The 19,875-nt window shown below is 65.8% G+C and carries 17 protein-coding genes; 8 read left to right on the top strand and 9 right to left on the bottom strand.

Going from position 1 to position 19,875, the window contains the following annotated elements; translation table 11 throughout:
• Positions 1–31 precede the first annotated feature (31 nt).
• A complete protein-coding gene (locus E3T38_RS07870) occupies positions 32–1,174 on the bottom strand; it encodes a cation:proton antiporter (RefSeq protein ID WP_134547715.1) in 1,143 nt (380 codons plus the stop codon).
• Positions 1,175–1,247: 73 nt separating this feature from the next.
• On the opposite strand from E3T38_RS07870, the gene E3T38_RS07865 reads away from it, so the two are divergent.
• Entirely contained in the window at positions 1,248–2,084 is an 837-nt protein-coding gene (locus E3T38_RS07865) for an SDR family NAD(P)-dependent oxidoreductase (protein WP_134547713.1), read from the top strand.
• Between the two features lie 375 nt (positions 2,085–2,459).
• The gene (locus E3T38_RS07860; protein WP_134547711.1) at positions 2,460–4,232 is read left to right on the top strand and encodes an HNH endonuclease signature motif containing protein; all 1,773 of its coding nucleotides are present in this window, start codon (positions 2,460–2,462) and stop codon (positions 4,230–4,232) included.
• 252 nt (positions 4,233–4,484) lie between these two features.
• On the opposite strand, the gene E3T38_RS07855 is transcribed toward E3T38_RS07860, so the two are convergent.
• Entirely contained in the window at positions 4,485–8,720 is a 4,236-nt protein-coding gene (locus E3T38_RS07855) for a DUF2157 domain-containing protein (protein WP_166805472.1), read from the bottom strand.
• 119 nt (positions 8,721–8,839) lie between these two features.
• Positions 8,840–9,655 (bottom strand): alpha/beta fold hydrolase, encoded by an 816-nt coding sequence (locus tag E3T38_RS07845; RefSeq protein ID WP_134547705.1) that lies wholly within the window; start codon positions 9,653–9,655, stop codon positions 8,840–8,842.
• An 80-nt stretch (positions 9,656–9,735) separates the two neighbouring features.
• Between E3T38_RS07845 and E3T38_RS07840 the strand changes: the two genes are divergently transcribed.
• Both E3T38_RS07840 and E3T38_RS07835 read left to right on the top strand, forming a co-directional pair.
• Positions 9,736–10,656 carry an AEC family transporter gene (locus E3T38_RS07840; protein WP_134547703.1) on the top strand — a complete coding sequence of 307 codons (921 nt, stop codon included), beginning with the start codon at positions 9,736–9,738 and terminating at the stop codon, positions 10,654–10,656.
• A 16-nt stretch (positions 10,657–10,672) separates the two neighbouring features.
• Positions 10,673–11,395: a fumarylacetoacetate hydrolase family protein gene (locus E3T38_RS07835; protein WP_134547701.1), complete on the top strand. Its 723-nt coding sequence runs from the start codon at positions 10,673–10,675 to the stop codon at positions 11,393–11,395.
• 8 nt (positions 11,396–11,403) lie between these two features.
• Here E3T38_RS07835 and E3T38_RS16710 read toward each other — a convergent pair whose 3' ends face one another.
• Positions 11,404–11,577 (bottom strand): hypothetical protein, encoded by a 174-nt coding sequence (locus E3T38_RS16710; RefSeq protein WP_166805471.1) that lies wholly within the window; start codon positions 11,575–11,577, stop codon positions 11,404–11,406.
• Positions 11,578–11,744: 167 nt separating this feature from the next.
• Here E3T38_RS16710 and putP point away from each other — a divergent pair, with 167 nt between their 5' ends.
• Positions 11,745–13,247, top strand: a complete 1,503-nt coding sequence (gene putP, locus E3T38_RS07830; RefSeq protein ID WP_134547699.1) for a sodium/proline symporter PutP — start codon at positions 11,745–11,747, stop codon at positions 13,245–13,247.
• A gap of 148 nt (positions 13,248–13,395) precedes the next feature.
• Here putP and E3T38_RS07825 read toward each other — a convergent pair whose 3' ends face one another.
• Positions 13,396–14,232: an exodeoxyribonuclease III gene (locus tag E3T38_RS07825; RefSeq protein ID WP_134547698.1), complete on the bottom strand. Its 837-nt coding sequence runs from the start codon at positions 14,230–14,232 to the stop codon at positions 13,396–13,398.
• A 126-nt stretch (positions 14,233–14,358) separates the two neighbouring features.
• Between E3T38_RS07825 and E3T38_RS07820 the strand changes: the two genes are divergently transcribed.
• Positions 14,359–15,360: a TIGR03557 family F420-dependent LLM class oxidoreductase gene (locus E3T38_RS07820; protein ID WP_134547696.1), complete on the top strand. Its 1,002-nt coding sequence runs from the start codon at positions 14,359–14,361 to the stop codon at positions 15,358–15,360.
• 48 nt (positions 15,361–15,408) lie between these two features.
• Positions 15,409–16,191: a coenzyme F420-0:L-glutamate ligase gene (locus E3T38_RS07815; protein ID WP_134547937.1), complete on the top strand. Its 783-nt coding sequence runs from the start codon at positions 15,409–15,411 to the stop codon at positions 16,189–16,191.
• Here E3T38_RS07815 and E3T38_RS16705 read toward each other — a convergent pair.
• The gene (locus tag E3T38_RS16705) at positions 16,188–16,352 is read right to left on the bottom strand and encodes a hypothetical protein (protein WP_166805470.1); all 165 of its coding nucleotides are present in this window, start codon (positions 16,350–16,352) and stop codon (positions 16,188–16,190) included. The genes E3T38_RS07815 and E3T38_RS16705 overlap by 4 nt on opposite strands.
• A 20-nt stretch (positions 16,353–16,372) precedes the next feature.
• Here E3T38_RS16705 and cofC point away from each other — a divergent pair, with 20 nt between their 5' ends.
• Positions 16,373–17,056, top strand: coding sequence for a 2-phospho-L-lactate guanylyltransferase (gene cofC, locus E3T38_RS07810; RefSeq protein ID WP_134547694.1), 684 nt, complete (start codon positions 16,373–16,375; stop codon positions 17,054–17,056).
• Between the two features lie 31 nt (positions 17,057–17,087).
• Here the strand turns inward: cofC and cofD are convergent, their stop codons facing one another.
• From cofD to E3T38_RS07795, 3 genes are read right to left on the bottom strand one after another with little or no spacing between them, the layout of a single operon-like run.
• Entirely contained in the window at positions 17,088–18,065 is a 978-nt protein-coding gene (gene cofD, locus E3T38_RS07805) for a 2-phospho-L-lactate transferase (RefSeq protein ID WP_134547692.1), read from the bottom strand.
• Complete coding sequence (locus E3T38_RS07800; RefSeq protein ID WP_134547690.1) at positions 18,062–18,850, bottom strand: ABC transporter ATP-binding protein; 789 nt, start codon at positions 18,848–18,850, stop codon at positions 18,062–18,064. The genes cofD and E3T38_RS07800 overlap by 4 nt, the downstream gene beginning before the upstream one ends.
• Positions 18,841–19,857 carry a putative F420-0 ABC transporter permease subunit gene (locus E3T38_RS07795; protein WP_134547688.1) on the bottom strand — a complete coding sequence of 339 codons (1,017 nt, stop codon included), beginning with the start codon at positions 19,855–19,857 and terminating at the stop codon, positions 18,841–18,843. The genes E3T38_RS07800 and E3T38_RS07795 overlap by 10 nt, the downstream gene beginning before the upstream one ends.
• Between the last annotated feature and the right edge of the window lie 18 nt (positions 19,858–19,875).

Below are 19,875 nucleotides of genomic sequence, written 5' to 3'. Positions count from 1 at the left end.
CAGAAACGGATGCCGTGCGCGGCTGGGCAGGTCAGGCCGGCGCAGCGGATGCCGCGCGCGGCTTGGCCCATCCGCTCGCCACCGCGGTCACCGCGATAGTCACGAGTGCTCCGAGGAGCAGGGCCGCTGCCTCCCCGGGGGCGAGCACCTGCAGCTTGGTGCCGATGGTCGCGGCCGCGATCGGAATGCCGAGCTGGGCGGCTGAGAGCATTCCAAACGACAGCGGGAGGCCCAGCACGCGCGTGGTCGCGTGGGTGAGCAGGGTGGCAACGCCAAGCACGAGGCCGAGGCCGATCATCTGCGGGTGGTCGGCGAGGTCGCCCAGGGCGAGGGAGGCGCCCAACCAGACGAAGAAAAGGGGTCCGAAGAATCCGTCGGCGAGGGCGAAGAGCTGCCGGGCGAGGCGGCGCGGTTCGCCGACGGCCGCGACGGCGAGGCCGAAAGCGAACCCGGCGAGCATGACCGAAACGTGGCTGAACACGGCGACCGCTGACAGGGCGAACAGAATGGCCAGCTGGATGCGCAGCTCGAGCGCGAATTTGCGGTTCGCCGACAACTTGTGCAGGCGCAGGCGGTAGCCGTTTCGTTCCAACCAGGCCAGCACAACGTAGAGCGCCACGGCCAGCAGCGCCACGAGCGCGGCCCCGAGCGCGGCGCGGTCGGCATTCGGCGGGTCAATGGCCAGCGGCAGCGCCACGATCGCAGCAATATCGGCGATCGCGACCTGCGCGGTGAGCTCGAGCATCGATCGGCCATGCAAACCCAGCGAATGAATAAGAGGCAGCACGAGCGCGGCCGACGAGGAGGCGAGCAAGACTATATATAGGAGTGCATGATTTGTGCCAAAGATCAACGCGATGGCCACGCCAAGGGCGATCGCCGAGAGGGTCACCAGAATTGCCCGCACCAGGCCGGTCGCCAGTGCTGCGCGAATTGCGCCGGAGCGAACAGGCACGTGCGTGCCGGCCACGAACATGATCAACGCGAAGCCGACATCCGCTAGAAGGGTCAGTGTGGGGTCGCTTGCGTCGACAAAGCCGAAACCGGTGCGGCCGACGATCACACCGGCACCGAGCTGACCGATCACGACGGGAATGTTCCACCGGCGCGGTGTCGCCAGCAGCGGCCCGAGCAGTGCGATCACGGAGATGATCGCGAGGGTATGAAAGTCCATAGGCACCTCACCGATTCTGCTGCTAGCTCGAGCGTAGTCCCGCAAGAGAAGGCGCAGGCGGCATGATGGAGGTATGAGTCGAACCGTAGCCGGAGCCCGCGTGCTGATTACCGGAGCCGCCAGGGGAATGGGCCGCTTGTATGCCGAACGCTGCGTCGCCGAGGGGGCGAAAACCGTCATCCTGTGGGACCGCGACGGTTCCGGGCTCGCCGCGACCACCGCCATCCTGACTGAACGTTCCCACGGACGCACGCGGGTCGCCCCCTACGTCGTCGATATCGCCGACCTCGGCGCCATCGCGCAGACAGCGCAGCGGGTGCGTACGGAGATCGGCGACCCCGACGTGGTCATCAACAACGCCGGCATCGTGCGTGGCAAGTATTTCTGGGAGCACGACAACGGTGCAGACACCCGCCCGACCATGCAGATCAATGCGCTTGCGCCCATGTACATCGCGCGCGAGTTTCTGCCGGCGATGATTGCGAGCGGATGGCGCGAGTCACGCATCGTGAACATCGCGTCGGCCGCCGGCACCCTCAGCACCCCGCGCATGAGCGTCTATGCCGCCTCGAAAGCGGCCATGATCGGCTGGAGCGATTCGCTGCGGCTCGAACTGGTGCAGCAGGGGCACGGCTATGTCAAGGTGACCACGGTCTGCCCGAGCTACATCGACACCGGCATGTTCACGGGGGCCAGCGGGCCGCTGCTCACCCCGCTGATGACGCCGGAATACGTCGTTGATCGGGTCTGGCGGGCGATGCTGGCCGGCAAGCCGCAACTGCTGTTGCCGTGGACGGTGAACCTGTCGAAGGTGCTTCGCGGCGTACTGCCATTGGCCGCCTGGGACGCCGTGGCTGGTCGCGTTTTCGGTGTCTACCGGTCAATGGACCGCTGGGTCGGTCGCGGGTAGCTGCCCAGCTTCGGTGAGGCTGACAGGCTCCAGGTAGACCAGCACTGGTGCCGAACCGATTTGTTCGTCGCCAAACCATCGTCCGACGTCACTTCAGCGTTGACGCAAGCCGAAACAAATGGGGACTCTGGGTCGACCGCCGTCGGCCTGCTTGGGTCGGCCGGCTCGAGTCGTCCTGGGCGAGTCGGCCAGCTCGAGTCGTCCTGGGCGAGTCGGCCAGTGGTTGCCGCCGCCGGTCGAGTCCGTCGAGACTCCGTCAACGAAGGCGAAACGGTCTCAAAACGCGAATGATGTCCCGAATATAACTTCGTACTGAAATCTAAAGCATACTGAGACTTCCTCGACTTACAGCCTTGATTTTGGTAGAATTCAAGCATGAGCCAGAGCGGCGAGACCCCCCATGCGGGCTCAGTCGATTCCGATTCCGATTCCGACTTCGTCGGCGTGTCCGAGGGAGAATTCGCCGAGTGGTCGTTCTCGGTTGAAGACCGCGCATTCTTCGACGCGTTTCGGCTGCAGTGCTTGTCCGAGTGGCAGGCCGAAGACGAAGTCGAGGCACAAGCCGCCGCGACCGCTGCGGTAAAAATCCGGCAGGACTTGCAGCTCGCCGATGGTCCGACCATCCCAGCCGACCTCGACCTGGCTGAAGTGTTCGCCGCCGTCCCGCCCGAGCACCTGTTCGACGAGAACCTCCGCGAGGAGTTTCTCTACGCCGAGTACACCGCTCACCAGCTCCGCGCTGACCCGCCCGCGCAGGACTTGCCCGCGCAGGACTTGCCCAGTGACGTGAACCCGTTCCAGCGCAGGCAGGCGCAGTTCGTCGACCGGGTGCTTTATCTCGAGAGGGTCATTTCCTGGGCGCAAACGAGCAAGGCCGAGGTTCTCACCGAGGCGTGGGATTACACCACCAACACCGCCGAGACCGGCCGACCGCAGGCTGGGCCGCAACACGAACACGATTGGGACGCCACCTTCGCCGCCCAGCAGGGTTTGGTCGCGGAGATGGCGTGTGCGCTGCGCATCCCGTCCGGCACCGCGTCCGGTCTTCTGCACGAGAGCCGCGTGTTGGTCGAATCGCGTCCGCAGACCCTTGCTGCGCTCCGCGCGGGGAAGATCTCCCTGCGTCATGCGCGGCGGGTGCTCGACCAACTCGACTCCGTGCCCCCTCCCGCCCGGGCCGAGCTGGAGGCGGTGTTACTGCCGCACGCCTGCACGCTCACTCCGGCACAGTTCGACGGTAAGGCCCGAAAACTGCGTGAACGATTCCACCCCGACAGCATCACCGTTCGCCGTACCAAGTGCCTGGCCGACCGCAAAGTCATGTTTTTTCCAGACAAAGACGGCATGGCCACGCTCTGGCTGCGCGCCGCCGGTGAGGACCTCCACGGCATCTACACCCGCGTCACCGACGCCGCCATCAGTCTGCAGTGCCCCGACGAGCCCCGAACGCTCAGTCAACTCCGCGCCGATGTCGCCGTCGACCTGCTCGCCCAAGGGGTCACCAGCACCGGTCTCGGCGCCGGCCTGACGGCCAACGTCAACATCACTGTGCCGGTTCTCACACTGATGGGGAAGAGCGAGGAGCCGGGCGAACTCGAAGGGTACGGGCCGATCGAACCGGAGACCGCCCGCCGGCTGGCGGGAACCGCGACGAGTTTTCTGCGCATCCTCACGCATCCGCACACCGGCATCGTGCTCGACGTCAGCGCAGAACCGTTCCGAGTGCCAGCAAGCCTGAAGAAATACCTGCGCCTGCGTGATGGAACGTGCCGGTTTCCCGGCTGCAACCGCTCCGCCGGGCATAGCGACCTCGACCACACCCGCGACAAACAATTCGGTGGCCCCACCACCGCCACCAACCTGCACTTCCTCTCTCCTGCCCACCACAACCTCAAGCACTACTCCGCGTGGACCGTCATCGGCGACCCCGACGGCACCCTGAATTGGACCAGTCCGGCTGGCAAGCACTACGCCACCGATCCCGCCACCCGCATCAGTCCACCGCGACAACAGGCCGACACATCACCACCGCGACCCGGGCCCACAGCCGACCCGACCACACTCGACCCGACTCCGCCCGGTTCTACCCAGCCCGACCCGACAGCCTCTGCTTGGGACATAGTCGACCTCGACCCGCAGCCGTTCTAGGTGCGGGGCTCGTAGCCCCCGCCCGTTTGGAAGACCGGTCCGATCGTGAACCACGTGCTGGGCGCAATCGCTCGGCACCGTACGGCACCACACCGCACCGAAGGGCACGGCCTGGCAGGGCGCAGCACAACGGCACCGCCTGGCAGGGCGCACACAACGGCATGGCCTGGCAGGGCGCAGCACAACGGCACCGCCCGAAACAGCGCAGCACCCCCGTTGCAGCGCAGCACTGCCCTGCGCAGCACTGCCCAGCTACCGCAGCGCACTGATGCGCAGGGCAACCGACTTGAGGTTCGCGATGCGCTGTTCGTAGCGTGCAGCGAGCACGATGAGCAGAATACCGCCGCCACCGAGCCAGAGGAACCACGGAATCACACTGTAGGCGAGGGCGATCCACGGCCAGAGCTGGGCGACACCGTGGATGAGCAGCACGACAGCACCGATCACGAACGGCGCTTGCAGTCGCCGCGAGCTACCGATCACGAGCACAATGATCGCTGCAATTCCGAGGCTGACGATGCGCCACAGGTCGTTGTACGTGAAATCGAGGAGTAGCGACGGCACCAGCAGCAAAGACAGTCCCGGACCAAACCAGGGCCAACTGCGCGCTCGTGGATCGCCGTGCAGGCGCAGCCAGCCCGACCCGATCAGCGCCAACGCTACCGGTACGGTGACGAGTTCAAACGGGTCGACCTTGCCAGAGCTGGTCACCGTGATAGCGGCCAAGCCGGCCAGCCCGAGTACAATCCAGGCGGTGATTGCCCCCAACGGCGCTCGGGGCTGCGCGAGGGCGATCACATGCACCGCAGAGAGAGCAAGCACGAGCAGAACGGCCCGGGGCGTTGACAGCCCGGCATCTGCGGGGGCACTGACAACGGTGAGTTCGACCCAGGTCAGAACGGATGCCCACACCAGCACAAGCGCGATGCCCGTGCCGCGTCGAAGTGCGGTGGTTTGAGCATCCGTTTGGCGCACCAGTAAAACCGCGGTCATGCTCGCCGCCATGGTGGGAAGTACCAGCCAGAGCTCGAGTCGCCCATCGGGGGCGCCGGGCGCCCCCGCCAGCCGCTGCGTCTGTGCGAAGGCTGTGACGACGAGGGCTATCGCGCCGGCCAGACCGGCGGCAGCCAGATAGGTTGACGACGGCGGAGCCCATCGCACCAGTGCGGCGCCGATCATAAGGGTCACAGATACGAGGGCCAGCACGAGGGGGCGCACCAGCGACCCCGACTCGGACGACACGGCAAGCGGTACCAGAGCAATGAGCAGCGCGGCGAAAGTCAGCACGCCGGCTACCGGACTTGGTTCGCTCAAGCGATCGGTTGTGCCATAGCGGCGAATCAGCGCGGCCGTGGTGAGCACCATACCGGCGACGGGCAGCACATACGGTTCGAGTGCCACGATACCTGCCTGATCGAGGCCGAGCCAGAGGCCGGCCGTGCCGAGCAACAGGGCAAGCCAGCCGAAGTGGCGGCGATTCGACCGGGAGCCGAACAGCCCGTCGGGCGCGATCGCCATGATGAGCGCCACGATGCCGGCGAACACGATCACGAGCCAGCCGAGGGAGCGGAACGTGCCTGCGGTGCCTAACTTGTCTGCCGTGCCTACCGCGGCGAACACGGCAGGCACGAGCACAATCGCGGCGCCGATTTCGAGGGCAATCCGGTCGCGGCGTGCCGTCGAGTCCACATTCAGTGTGCCGGTCGCACCGATGGCAACGGTGCCGGACGTGACGCGGCCAGCACCGCCGCTCAGGGTTGCACCGCCACGACGATTTGTACCGCGCAACAGCGCGAGCGAGCAGACTACGAGGGCGACAGCCGGTGCGGCGAGTATGAAAACAGATGTGACGGCAGCCGTTATGAATAGAACCTCGCGTGTCAGTAAATACACCGCCGGGGCCAAGGCGATGGCAGCGATTGCACGTTCCAAGTGCAGCCCGCCATGGTTGGCGCGCAGAAAGACCCATGAAGCGGACGCGGCGACCAGGATACTGGCGCGCAGGATGGATCCGAGAGGTTCGGGCTGCAGCAGGGATTCGCCGGCGGCAAGCGACCACATTCGAATCGGAAGGACGAAGACAACCACGCTTGGAACGAGGAGGGTGAAGAATGCCCAGCGCCGATCGAGAAGGGAGAGCGCCGTTGGCCGAAGTGCTGCCGCAGCGACGAACAGGTGCAGGAGGGCCGTTGCGAGGGCGATGGCTGCCGTGACGTTGGCCAGATTGATCGCTTCAAACCACTGCTGTTCCGGCGCGAGGGCCAGTGGAACGTGACCAACCCCGACCAAGGTGATAACGATCGCCGCGGCCAACAGAGCTCCGCGCGCGTGAGCGTGGGAGGCACTCGCGAGTGCTGGGCTGGTGAGCGCGGGGCTTGCAGCCCTGTGCGTGACCAACAGGCGGGCAAACCAGAGCGCGACTATGAGCGATACCGTGCCGAACCACCAAGTTGTGGGGTGTGCCCAACTGATGACATAGCCCAACGTCTCGCCGACGACCAGAAACACGATGGTGGCCGGTGCCAGAAAGCCGAGCGAGAACCGACCGGCGTCATTGACTGTAGGCGGCACTGAAGTTGGCTCAGGTGATCGAGCGAGGAGCAGGCTGATGAGTGCGCCGGCGCCCAGCAGCAGGTAGAGCGCGACGATAACCCCGATGGAGGGGGAGAGCGGCACAGCGAGAATGACGACGGCCAGTGCGAGCGCGGTCACGATCTGGCGCCGGGCGCGCAGCAAACCGCCCAGGGCCCAGCCGATGAGCAGTGTCGCGCCGACCCCGACCAGCGCGAGCACTGCCCAGACGTTGTCGGCGTTGGCAAGGTCAAGGACGACCTCATGGCCGCGTAGCCCGCTTGCTATGGCCTGGATGAGTGGCCAGGCGGCATACCCGGCAGTGAGAAGCAGCGGAATGGCCGCGACCGTGCCGGCCGAAAGGGCTGCCACCAACCCGGCCATGCGTGCGGCTGAGGACGCAGCAAGGTGACGTGCGAACAGTTCGAGTGCCACGGCCAAAGCGGTGGCGACGAGGAGGGGCACGGTGAGTGAAAATGGCAGACTGTCGGAGCGACCGGCAACGACCGGCGCGATGCCAGCCGCCGCGAACGCGGCCAGAGACGCCGCCAGATAGGCGAAAGCTCGGTATTCCCCCATGGGTCGGGCCGGCTGCGCCACGTCGACGCTCTCGACGATCAGCGCGGACCGCGGCGCACTCAGTACGAGCACGGCATGGGCCGTGGCAACAAGCGCGACCGCGCCGAGGGACCAGACCGGCGCGATCAGGCTGTCGGACTCTACGAAGACCGCGACGGCGGCCGCCGTGACCAAGGCCAGCGCGCCCAGCGCGAGCAGCAGTATCCGCTCGGGGAATCGATCGAAGGCCGGCGAGCGGCGCCCATCCGCGGGCCGGGACAACGTTGCACGATGCAGCAGGGCTGCGATGGCGGCACCGAGAAAACCGACGAAAACGCGAGTGAGCGTGTTCTGGCCCTGCAAGAGACCGGCCGCGAAGAGTCCGACACCGGGAACCGCGACGACGAAACCGGCGATACTGCCCACGCGCAGCTTCGATCGGTTGTGCCAGCCGAGAAAGAGCGTCGCGCAGACTATCAGGGCGACTCCCCAGTAGAGCGCCCCATCTCCAGCGGCGAGGCCGAAGAGGTTGTTCTGCCGCATGCCCCAGACGTCGAGAAGCACGAGAACCACTGCGAAGCTTCCGATTCCCTCGGCGGTGGATGTCAGCCGCGAACGACGCATCCGGGCGGCGACCACGAGAGCCGCCACGGTCAGCAGCGCGACGACAACAAAGCGGAATCCCAACCCGGCGACGATCCACGCAACGGTGAGAAAGAAGATCGCAGCAACCGAGACCAACAGCACACCGATGAAGAGAAGTACGACCTGCACGCTGGAACGCCGGGGCTTTGTGGGCAGGGGTGACGCAGCACTTCGGTCTGGGTAGAGCAGCGCTGGCGCCTGCGGCGGTGCCATCGCCCCGGGACCCCGCGTGCTGGCCGTTGGGTCGAACGTCGATGGTGCGGCGGGGAGCCCGGCGCGCGGCGCGGCGGGAGCGGCTGTCGGCAGAACCGGCAGAACAGGCAGAACCGGCAGAACAGGCAGAACAGGCAGAACCGGTGACGCCAACGTCGTGGCGACTGAATTGAGGGAGCTCGAGTCAGCAGTGACCGAATATGTACTGAAAGGACGGGGTACGGCGACCCGGCCGGTCTTCGTTTCGTAGCGGATGCGCCCGATCAGCTCGGCGCGACGCTGCAGCGCTGCTGCGGCATCCGCTGAACTGGCCAGTAACTCGGTTGCGGCCCCGTGCTGCAGGTCGAGTCGGCAACTGGAACAGACCGGCGACCTCAGCGGTGTGTGGCAGGCCGGGCACAGCGCCGAGTCGATAAGGTCCCTGGCATTGCGCGGCCAAATAATGCGACCGGTATGCCGGAGGTAGAATTCTCCGCTCTGGACTGGCTCGTGCTCTGACATCGATCTCCCCGCGGTCGGTCACTCTGCCCACAGGCTACCGGGCACAGAAAACCTGGGCAGACCCCACCGCAGGGTGTGGACAATTGTCGCAGGGGACGGCGGGGGAGGAGACGGAAGGATCAGAGGCTGTTGGTCGCGAGCCAGCTGACCAGCACGCGCTGGAATTCCAGCGGATGCTCGACGCTCGGCAGGTGAGCGGTGTCGCGGAACGTGCAGCCGCTGGCCTGCGGCAGCATCTCCAACAAAAATTCGTAGTGGGCCAGCGACGACGTGACGTCGAGCTCGCCCACGGTCACCAGCGCCGGAACGTCGATGTCACTGACCCGGTCGAGCGCGGCTGGCTCGAGCGGAATCGGGATCGGCGCTTCCGTGGCGTGGATGACGTTGCGCAGATTGAGCTCCTGCGCGAGGGCCAGAAAAGCGGGGTCGACGTCGGCCGCCTTGCGGGTCGGCCCGACCGCCCACAGTGCAACTTCGAGCCGCGCCAGCCGCGGCCATTGGCGGCCGGCGAAGGCCGCATCCAGCTTGTCGAACAGGGCATCTTCACGTTCGGTGAGCTCCACATCGGGAAATCCGCTGGGTCCTGACCCGATCGTGACCAGGCCCGCGACGCGCTCGGGGCTTTCCACGGCAAGATCGATTGCAATCGTGCCTCCGCGCGAGCACCCAATCAGGGTGGCCCGGGCTACGCCGAGATGATCGAGCAATGCCGTGGCATCCGCTCGGTTGGAGAATTCAACATTCTCGGTCGTTGTCTGGCCAAAACCACGGGTATCGAAGCGGATGACGTAGTGGTGGGCAGAGAGGGCGGCGATCTGCGGGTCCCACATGCGCAGGGTCGCGATGCCCGCGTGGAACAGGAGCAGGGCTGGCGACTCGGGGTATCCGTGGGTCTCGTAGTAAAGGGAAGCGCCAGGAACGTCGAGTCGGGGCATGCGTTGAGCGTAGCAACGTCGATCGCGCGGCCGAAAGGGCCGCGCCGGTTTCTGCTCGGGCACGCCTTAGGCTCGTCAGAATGGGCGGTGTTTTGATCGGTTTTTCGATTATCGGGTTTGTGATCCTGATCGGGTACTTTGTTGAGCGGTTCGGTATTGTCGGGGCGGGCGCAGGCCGAATACTCAACCGGATGGCCTTCTTCGTCGCAACTCCCGCGCTGCTGTTCACCGTGCTCTCCCACGCGGACGTGTCGGTGCTCTTCTCTGAATTTCTGGTCGCCATCGTCTGTACCATCGTGGTCGGGGTATTCATCTACCTCGTCCTCGCGCGGCTGTTCTTTCGAACGCCGCTGGCCGAGACTGTGCTCGGTGCGTCGAGCGCGACGTACGTCAACGCCAACAACATCGGTCTGCCCGTGGCCATCTACGTGCTCGGCAGCGCCCAGTATGTGGCTCCCGTGCTGCTGCTGCAGCTGGTGATTCTGGCACCTGCCATCCTGGCCGTGCTCGATATGGCCACCCGAGGACGGGCCTCGTTCGTGTCGATCGTGACGCAGCCGTTTCGAAACCCGATGATTCTCGGCTCGCTTGCCGGCGTACTCGTGGCGGCCTTCGGGATCACGGTTCCAGCCCCGATACTCGCACCGTTCGAACTGATCGGCGGAGCCGCCATTCCCCTGGTGCTGCTGTCGTTTGGCATGTCGCTACACGGCCAACGACTGCTGAAGGCCGGAACCGGGCGCAAACAGGTCGTAGCAGCCACCCTGATCAAGGTCGTACTGATGCCGACCATCGCGTTTCTGTTCGGACACTTCGTCTTCGACCTTGATGGCGCCGAACTGTTCGCCGTAGTCGCCGTGTCGGCGTTACCGACGGCGCAGAACATCTTCAACTTCGCCTCGCGTTACGATCGAGCCATGGTCGTCACGCGGGACACCGTTTTACTCACCACGATTCTGTCGATGCCCGCTTTGCTCGTGATCGCGGCTCTGCTCGCCTGAGTCCCGAAAGGACCGCATGTCTGCTTCTGGCCCGTTCACGGCACCCGAACCCACGAGCTTGCCGATCGTCGGCTCGGCTGAGCGCTTCTACGTGCACCGGGTGTACTGCGTCGGCCGCAACTACGCCGAGCATGCCCGGGAGATGGGCAACGACCCCGATCGGGAGGCGCCGTTCTTCTTCGCGAAGCCGACCGACGCCGTGTTCGCCGTCGACGAGGGCGTTCCCGCATACGGTGTCGCTTCGCACACGGTTCCTTTTCCGTCAGAGACCGACAACCTGCACTACGAGATGGAACTCGTGGTCGCGATCGGCGTTGGCGGCGCCGATATCGTCAGAGCGGATGCCCTCACCCACGTCGTCGGCTACGGCGCCGGCGTCGACCTCACCCGGCGCGACCTGCAGGATGCCGCCAAGGCACTGCGTCGCCCGTGGGATCTCGCCAAGGGCTTCGATTTCTCAGGACCCTGTACGCCGCTCGTTGCCGCCAGCGCTATCGGCCATCCCGCTTCGGCACGCATCTGGCTTCACGTCGACGGCGAGGCCCATCAGGACGGCGACCTTGCCGACCAGATCTGGCCCGTGCCCGACGTGATCGCCGCCCTATCGCGGTTTGTCACCCTACGGCCCGGTGATCTCATCTTTACCGGCACTCCCGCCGGTGTCGGCCGAATTGAGCCGGGAAGCGTCGTCACCGCCGGCATCGACGGGGTCGGTGACCTCACCTTTCGCGTGGTCTGAGCGCAAGCTCAGCGGAAAGACCGCCTTCTCGTACCACCCGGCACTGTCGGCTTGATGGTCGTGTTGACGAAGGCGCGCACCTCGTTGTGCAGGGCAATCTCGGCCGCAGTCAGCAGGGAATCAATGCCCACCAAATCGGCGGCGTCGGTCGGGTCGGCGTCGATCAAGGCTGCAGCACGCATGAGTCGTCTTTCGGTCGGTGAGGTCCGCCGTCATGCCGGTTTGGGTGGGCAAATGGAGAGAAGGAAATGGTAAAAAGCCCGGATTTCTGCGAGACTGGCGCCTTTACCTTGCCCGCAGCGCGGGTAATCACGTCCTGTAAGTCGGGCATCCCAACAAAGGAATCCCATTGACGGATCAAACATTTCAGATAATCGCGATCGTTCTCTATCTCGCTGGCATGGTGGCCATCGGGTATTTTGCATTTCGGCAGACCAAAGATCTTGACGACTATATGCTCGCTGGCCGCGGCCTTAAACCCGGTACCGCTGCGCTGAGTGCCGGCGCTTCCGATATGTCCGGCTGGCTGCTGCTCGGACTTCCCGGAGCCATCTACGTGTCCGGCCTCGTCGAGGCCTGGATCGCCATCGGCCTCACCATCGGTGCCTGGCTGAACTGGAAGTTCGTAGCCCCGCGGCTGCGCTCGTACACCGAGGTGTCGAACAACTCGATTACCATTCCGAGCTACTTCGAGAACCGGCTGAAGGACACCTCGCGCCTGTTGCGCGTCGTCTCCGGTGTCATCATCCTGGTGTTTTTCACGTTCTACGTATCGTCCGGCATGGTGGCCGGCGGCGTGTTCTTCGAGGAGTCCTTCGGTTCCACCTTCCTCACCGGCATGCTGATCGTGGCCGGCGTCACCCTGCTCTACACGCTGTTTGGCGGCTTCCTCGGAGCGACGCTCACCGACGTCGCCCAGGGAATCCTCATGCTCATCGCGCTGATCGCGGTTCCGCTGGTGGCGCTCAACGCCACTGGCGGCATCACCGCCACCCTCGACTCCATCCGCGAAGTTGACCCGAACCTGCTCTCCCTCACCGCTGGTGGGTCCGTGCTGGGCGTTATCTCGGCCGCAGCCTGGGGCCTCGGCTACGTCGGCCAGCCGCACATCATCGTGCGGTTCATGGCTATGCGCACCCCGCAGGATGCCAAGGCCGGTCGCCGCATCGGCATCGGCTGGATGATTCTCACCGCTCTTGGTGCAGTCGCCACGGCACTTATCGGCATCGCATACTTCCAGCAAAACCCCGACGTGTCGCTCGCGAACCCGGAAACGGTCTTCCTGCTGCTGTCGCAGACGCTGTTCCACCCGTTCATCGCCGGCCTCGTGCTGGCTGCGGTACTGGCCGCCATCATGAGCACCATCTCTTCACAGCTGATCGTGTCATCCTCGGCACTGGTCGAGGACCTGTATCGTATCGTCGGCAAGGATGCCTCCCCGAAGCAGTTGGTCATGTTGGGACGCCTCGGTGTGCTGCTCGTAGCGGTCGTTGCGGGACTCATCGCGCTGCAGCAGAATTCGACCATTCTCGACCTGGTCGGCTTCGCCTGGGCCGGTTTCGGTGCTGCCTTCGGACCGGTCGTCCTCCTCTCGCTGTACTGGAAGAAGCTGTCTACCGCGGGCACGCTGGCCTCCATGATCACCGGAGCCGTCGTCGTCTTCATCTGGGGCAACTCCGCGCTCGGTGACAGTCTGTACGAGATCGTGCCCGGCTTTGCTGCCAGTCTGATCGTTGCCGTCGTGGTTTCCCTCGCGACTTACAAGCCCAACGCCGGCATCGACGCCGAATTCGACGCCGCTGCCGAGCAGGCCCACCCGAACTACAGGGCTCCCGAGAAGGTTTCCGTCTAGACGAACTCGCACCGCGACGGCACCCGCCCTCGGCCTCACGGCTGGGGACAGGTGCCGCCTGTGCCTGCGCCTGTGTCTGTGCCTGTGCCTGTATTGCCGGCGCAGCATCCGGGCCACGGATGCTGACGGGGCGCGGCCGTCGAAGGGTTTAGAAAATCATCGGGCGATCGTCGTCATCGCCGCCCAGGTCGAGGTCGACGAGCACCGGCACGTGGTCGCTCGGGGCGTCGCCCTTGCGTTCGTTGCGGTGGATGCTGGCATCCGTCACAAGGTCGGCAAAGGCTGGCGAGCCGAGGATGAAGTCGATGCGCATGCCCTCGTTGCGCGGAAACCGCAGCTGCTTGTAGTCCCAGAAGGTAAAACCCTCCGGCACGATCGGCCGCACGACGTCGGTCAGGCCGGCCTGCTCAAAGGCGTCGAACGCTGCGCGTTCCTCCGGCGAGATGTGGGTCGAGGTGCCGGGCACGAAGCTCGGGTCACCCATGTCTTCGTCGCGGGGCGCGACGTTCCAGTCGCCCATCATCGCCAGGGCGAGCGCGGGGTGCCGGCTAAGTTCCTCGGCTGCGTGGGCCTCGAGGGCATTCAACCAGGCCAGTTTGTAGGAGAAGTGCGGGTCGCCGAGAGCGCGCCCGTTCGGCACGTACAGGCTCCACAGCCGCAGGTCATTCACGGTCACACCGAGCGCGCGCGCCTCGAGTGGTTGATTTGGACCGACGGCACCTTTTTGGAAGCCGGGCATATTCGGAAAAGCGGTGACGACATCCGTCATCGGTTCGCGGCTGGCAAACGCCACGCCATTCCACTGGCTCAGACCGTGAATGGCGAGGTCGTAGCCGGCGTCTTCGAACACCTGGAACGGAAACTGTTCGGGCTTGCACTTGATCTCCTGCATGGCGAGAACGTCGATGTCCTCACGTTCCAGCCAATCGACGATACGCCCGGAACGAGCACGAACGGAGTTGACGTTCCAGGTGGCAATGCGCATGCTTCCAGCCTATAAGGCGCCGAGCGGATGCCGCCCCCCGCGGTATCGAATGCAGTTCTCCTCAGGGTGCGATTGAATGGGGTGCGATTGAATGGATAGAAAATCTTTTGGCGCAGGAAGGGCACAATGACGCAGTTGCAGATTGGCTACGCGGCCATGTTGGAACAGTTCGCACCGGCTGAGGCGGTCGCGCTCTCGTCGTACGCCGAGGAGCATGGTTTCACCGGTGTCATGGCGGCCGATCACTTTCAACCGTGGGTACCGGCCCAGGGCCAGTCGAGTTTCGTCTGGAGCGTCCTCGCCGCGATCGCCGAGCGCACTAAGGGCGATTTCGGTCCCGGCGTGACCGCCCCGACTTTTCGCTGGCACCCGGCCATGGTGGCCCAGGCCTCCGCGACCCTCGCCTCGATGTATCCCGGCCGGCACTGGCTCGGTCTCGGCAGCGGCGAGGCCCTGAACGAGCACATCGTTGGTGGATACTGGCCGGAAGCCCCCGAGCGCATCAACCGCATGTTCGAGGCAATCGAAATCATCTCGAAGCTGTTCGCCGGGTCGATTGCGGGCAAGGATGTCAAGCACTCCGGCCAGTTCTTCAAGCTCGAGTCGACTCGGCTGTGGACCATGCCCGAGGTGGCCCCCGAGATTTTGGTCGCCACCGCCGGCCCGGTCACCGCCAAGCGTGCCGGTAGGCTCGCCGACGGCCTCATCACGGTCGGTGCCCCACTGGAGAAGATCTCGATGCTGTTCGGCAAGTTCGACGACGGTGCCCGCGAAGCCGGCAAGGACCCCTCGATCATGCCCAAGGTGCTGCAGCTGCACATGAGCTGGGCCGAGACCGACGAAGAGGCCATGGCCAGCGCGCTGCACGAGTGGCCCAACGGGGGCATGAAGTTTCCGAAGGGTGATATCCGTTCGCCGTTCGAGTTCGAGCAGATGGCCAAGCTGGTACGCCCGGAAGACTTCGAGGGTCGCATGATCATCTCAGCCGACCCCGACGAGCACCGCAAGTACATCCAAAAGTTCGTCGACCTCGGCTTCGATCGCATCTACCTGCACAACGTGGGCCGCAACCAGAAGCAGTGGATCGACGTTTTTGGGGCATCCGTTCTGCCGAAGCTCGTTCGGTAGATGGCGCACGATTCGCAGCCCGACGCTGCCGCCGCCGAAGTGGGCGCTATGGAGCTGTTCGGCCTCAAGGTGTTCACGCTCGGTGGATTCGGCGAGATCCAGGCCGGCGACGACCTTGCCGGCCTGATCGCGGACGCGGCGCAGTCGCGCCTGCTCGATGGCGACATTGTGGCAATCACCAGCAAAATCGTCTCGAAAGCCGAGGGTCGCGTCGTCGCGGCGGTGGACCGGGAGCAGGCAATCACCGACGAGACGGTGCGCGTCGTGGCGTCGCGGTCGTACCCCGGCGGGGTCACTCGCATCGTCGAAAACCGCCAGGGCCTGGTCATGGCCGCAGCGGGCGTCGACACCAGCAACGCGCCCGATGGCGTCGTGCTGCTACTGCCGGTTGATCCGGATTCATCCGCGCGCATCATCTGCGCGGCCCTTCGTGAACGCACCGGGCTGCGGCTCGGCGTGCTGGTGACCGATACCGCCGGGCGCCCCTGGCGGGAAGGCCAGACCGACCTGGCCATTGGCGCAGCCGGGTTCGCGGTACTCGACGACCTGCGCGGCACAGCGGATACCTCCGGCCGCCGCCTCGACGTCACCGTCGCGGCCGTCGCCGACGAGATCGCTGCCGCTGCCGACCTGGTCAAGGGCAAGACCAGTGGCAACCCGGTCGCCGTGGTACGCGGACTCGGCCGCCTGGTCGGTGACCTGGCGCTTCCCGGCGCTCGGGCGCTGCAGCGTCCGAGCGACAGCGACATGTTCCGTCTCGGCACGGCGGAGGCCTGTGCCGAGGGGTACGCCGAGGGGTACGCCGCCGGGTTCGCGGCCGGAAGGGCCTAGATCGAGATCGTGAGGGCCTCGATCAGGCCGCTCTCGACGTGCAGCGTGAAACGGTGGTTCAGGTCGACGCTGCGGCCCGGAAAGTTGCCCTCGACGCGGGGGACGGCGGTCGACGTATGGCTGCAGTCGACCCTTGAGGGTACCGCGCGCCGCGTGTGCACGACGCTGCTAGCGTTTTGCTATGGACCAGACCCGCGGCGCAGTCGACCGAACGCCGTCGCTGCTTACGGGCTCGGCGAGCTGGGTGGTCGTCGTTCCCATAAAGGGCAGCCCGGAGGCGAAGAGCCGACTCGGGGCGGGGCCCCAACGGGCAGCGCTCGCCGATGCGTTCGCGCTCGACACTGTGGCGGCTCTGGTGGCAGCATCCGCTGTGGAGCGCGTATTCGTGGTGACCCCGAATGCGCGTGTGGGCGCGCTGCTCGCCGGGCTCGGCGCGGTCATCGTGCTCGAGGCGCCGGGAGCTGAAACGGGGCATGCCCGGTTGAATACTGCGATCATGCAGGGCATCGCTGCCGCCCGACTCAGCCAGCCCGACGCGCACCTGGCCGTACTGACCGGGGACCTGCCCGCCCTGCGCCCGGCCGACCTCGACGACGCTTTCACGCTCGCCGCCCAGCACCCCCGGTCGGTCGTGCCGGACGCCGCAGGCGTAGGAACGACGAGTCTGTTCGCCCGTGCTGGAATCTCGTTCACGCCGCAGTTCGGTGTCGGGTCACGCGCCGCGCACCAGGCTGCCGGGCACGTTGTGCTCGACCTGTCGTCCACCTCGACGCTGCGCCACGATGTCGATACGGTTGTCGACCTCGATGTGGCCCGGGCGTTCGGGTTCGGCCCGCACACGAGAGCGCTGCTCGCCGGGCTCTAGTTCGCCGGGCTCTAGTTCACCGGGCTCTAGTTCACAGGGCGAGCACGGCGGCGGCCATCGCGGTCGTGGCGTTCAGGTCCCTCATCCACAGTGGCGCAGCAGTAGAACGGATGCCGGCGGCCGCCAGCGCGGGCAGCGCCGCGGCATCCGTTTCATCGATGAGCCAGGCGTCGATCAGTCCACCTCGATTGCGGGAGCCGTAGTGCAGTCCGACGGCGAGGGCGCTCGTTTCGACTCCGATCGTGCGTAGGCAGGCATCGGCCATACCGCGCACGGCCGCGCCGCCGATGATCGGGGATACCCCGACCACCCGGGCGGTCGTGGAACGCAGGGCGTCGCGAACGCCGGGTACGGCCAGAATTGTGCCGATCGACACGACCGGGTTTGAGGGCGGAAGCACGATGAGGTCGGCCGTTCGAATGGCTCCAAGCACGCCGGGGGCTGCGACCGCGTCGGCTAGCCCGCGCTGTTCGAAACCGGTTACGGCCACCCGTGCCCGGTAACGCACCCACCATTCCTCAAAATGAATATAGTCACCGGCTGCATGCTCATCCACATTCTCAGCGAGGCATACGTAAGTCTCGACGGGTTGGTCGCTCATCGGCAGCAACTGCACTCCCGGCTGCCAGCGTTGGCAGAGAAACGCGGTCGCTTCGCTGAGAGTCGACCCGTTTCGCAGCAGATCGGTACGCACGATGTGCGTGGCGAGGTCGAGATCGCCGAGCGTGAACCACGACCAGCCCCGGCCATAGGCGGCGATCTCCGATGAGGTCCGTCGGGTTTCCTCGGGACGGCCCCATCCCTGATCCTCGTTGATGCCGCCGCCGAGGGTGTACATGACGGTATCGAGGTCGGGGCAGATGCGCAGCCCGTCGAGCCACATGTCGTCGCCGGTGTTCACGATCACCGTCACGGCTGCGTCGGGGGCGGCCGCGGCGAGGTGGGCCAGCAGTCCGCGGGTGAATCGGGCACCGCCGACGCCGCCGGCCAACACGGTCACATTCCTCATGAGTTGCCCTTCGACGTGGCGGCAGAGTACACGATGACCGGGTGCCCGCCGCGCGGGTGTTGCAAAATGAAGCAGTCCACGCCGTAGACCTCGCCGATGATCTCGGGGGTGAGCACCTCGTCGGGGGTGCCCGTGGCTACGAGCCGGCCGCCATCGAGCAGCAGAAGCTGGTCGCAGTACGCCGCCGCGAGGTTGAGGTCGTGCAGGGCCATGATCGCTGTCACTTTGAGCTCACGCACCTGCCCCAGCAGAGCGAGTTGGGCGCTGACGTCGAGGTGGTTGGTCGGTTCGTCGAGCAGCAGCAGACTCGGCTGCTGCGCCATGGCCCGGGCAATCTGCACGCGCTGCTGCTGCCCGCCACTCAGGGTCTGCCAATACCGGCCGGCCAACGTTGCTGCGCCGACGGCCTCGAGTGCGCTGAAGGCGACGGCGCGGTCGTCGTCACCGCCGAACGACCCCATCAGCTTGGTGCGGTGCGGGATGCGGCCCAGCAGCACGACGTCGAGCACGGTCAGTTCCACGCTCGGCGCCGCATTCTGTTCGAGCAGCGCGATACGGCGGGCCGCTTCGCGCCGGGACAACGACCCGACCAAGGTGCCGTCGAGGGAAACAACGCCGGTATCCGCTTTGTCGATGCCGGCGATGAGCCGCAGCAGGGTGGATTTGCCGGCACCGTTCGGCCCGAGCAGACCGGTGACGCTGCCGGTGGGCAGTGACGCCGAGATATCCCGCAGAATTCTGGTGTCGTCGATGGCGAACGACAGCTGGTCGAGGTCTACGCCCACAGGTGCGACTTCTTTCTCTTGATCAGCAGAATAAAGACCGGCACGCCAATGAATGCGGTGATGATGCCCACCGGCAGCTCGCGCGGATCGAACACCGTGCGCGCGAGCGTATCGGCGATAACCAGAAATAGCGCGCCGCAGACCGCTACCAGCGGCAGGAGCCGGCGGTGCCCCGGGCCGCTGACGCCGCGCACGAGGTGGGGCAGAATAAGCCCGACGAATCCGATCGACCCGCTGACGGCCACCATCGCGCCGGTCAGCAGCGCGACCGATCCGAGCAGCGCCCAGCGGGTGCGGTTCACGTTGATTCCGAGGCTTGCCGCCGAGGTATCACCGAAGGCGAAGGCGTCCAGCCGGGTCGCCGACAGCAGGATGCCCATGCCCACGACGGCCACGGCCGTCGCGGCGATCGCAACGCTCTGCCAGGTGGCGCCAGCCACCGAGCCGAGCAACCAGTTGAGGATCTCGCGGTAGGAGTCGCCCTTGGCGGCCCAAAAGATGATGAATGACGTCAGGGCGCCGGCGAGCTGCGCGATGGCGAGCCCCGCCAATACGGCTCGCACCGGGGTGATAGTGCCGCCGACCTTGGCGATGCTCAGCGTCACTACGAGGGCGAGTAGAGCGCCGGCAAAAGCCGCCGCCGGCAGAAAAAAGCCGATTCCGAGAATCACAACGCAGACCGCGCCGACGGATGCCCCGCTCGAAAGCCCGAGCAGGTACGGGTCGGCGAGAGGGTTGCGCGTCACGCTCTGCATCACGGCGCCGCTCAGCGCAAGGCCGGCGCCGACCAGCGCAGCCGTGAGCACGCGCGGCAGTCGCAGCTGCCAGACGATGGAGTCGATGAGGATCGGAACCGGTTCCGTCGCGAAGCCGAGGTGGGCGCCGATGCTGCCCATGACCTGCGCAGGGGACACGGCGGCCGGCCCAATGGTCACCGCCACCCCGCACCCCAGAATCAAAGTGATGGTGGCCGCGAGGAGCCACCCGAGGTATCTGCTCCGGGTCACCGCAGTTCCCGACTGGAC

Source organism: Cryobacterium sp. Hb1, from assembly GCF_004403585.1.
Classification (GTDB): domain Bacteria; phylum Actinomycetota; class Actinomycetes; order Actinomycetales; family Microbacteriaceae; genus Cryobacterium; species Cryobacterium lyxosi.
Note: the sequence above shows the minus strand (reverse complement) of the source record. Positions and strands in the feature narration are given on the sequence as shown.

Coding starts and splice junctions, on each gene's coding strand:
- E3T38_RS07870 (WP_134547715.1), bottom strand. CDS start 1,174: ATGGACTTTCATACCCTCGCGATCATCTCCGTGATCGCACTGCTCGGG.
- E3T38_RS07865 (WP_134547713.1), top strand. CDS start 1,248: ATGAGTCGAACCGTAGCCGGAGCCCGCGTGCTGATTACCGGAGCCGCC.
- E3T38_RS07860 (WP_134547711.1), top strand. CDS start 2,460: ATGAGCCAGAGCGGCGAGACCCCCCATGCGGGCTCAGTCGATTCCGAT.
- E3T38_RS07855 (WP_166805472.1), bottom strand. CDS start 8,720: ATGTCAGAGCACGAGCCAGTCCAGAGCGGAGAATTCTACCTCCGGCAT.
- E3T38_RS07845 (WP_134547705.1), bottom strand. CDS start 9,655: ATGCCCCGACTCGACGTTCCTGGCGCTTCCCTTTACTACGAGACCCAC.
- E3T38_RS07840 (WP_134547703.1), top strand. CDS start 9,736: ATGGGCGGTGTTTTGATCGGTTTTTCGATTATCGGGTTTGTGATCCTG.
- E3T38_RS07835 (WP_134547701.1), top strand. CDS start 10,673: ATGTCTGCTTCTGGCCCGTTCACGGCACCCGAACCCACGAGCTTGCCG.
- E3T38_RS16710 (WP_166805471.1), bottom strand. CDS start 11,577: ATGCGTGCTGCAGCCTTGATCGACGCCGACCCGACCGACGCCGCCGAT.
- E3T38_RS07825 (WP_134547698.1), bottom strand. CDS start 14,232: ATGCGCATTGCCACCTGGAACGTCAACTCCGTTCGTGCTCGTTCCGGG.
- E3T38_RS07820 (WP_134547696.1), top strand. CDS start 14,359: ATGACGCAGTTGCAGATTGGCTACGCGGCCATGTTGGAACAGTTCGCA.
- E3T38_RS07815 (WP_134547937.1), top strand. CDS start 15,409: ATGGAGCTGTTCGGCCTCAAGGTGTTCACGCTCGGTGGATTCGGCGAG.
- cofC (WP_134547694.1), top strand. CDS start 16,373: ATGGACCAGACCCGCGGCGCAGTCGACCGAACGCCGTCGCTGCTTACG.
- cofD (WP_134547692.1), bottom strand. CDS start 18,065: ATGAGGAATGTGACCGTGTTGGCCGGCGGCGTCGGCGGTGCCCGATTC.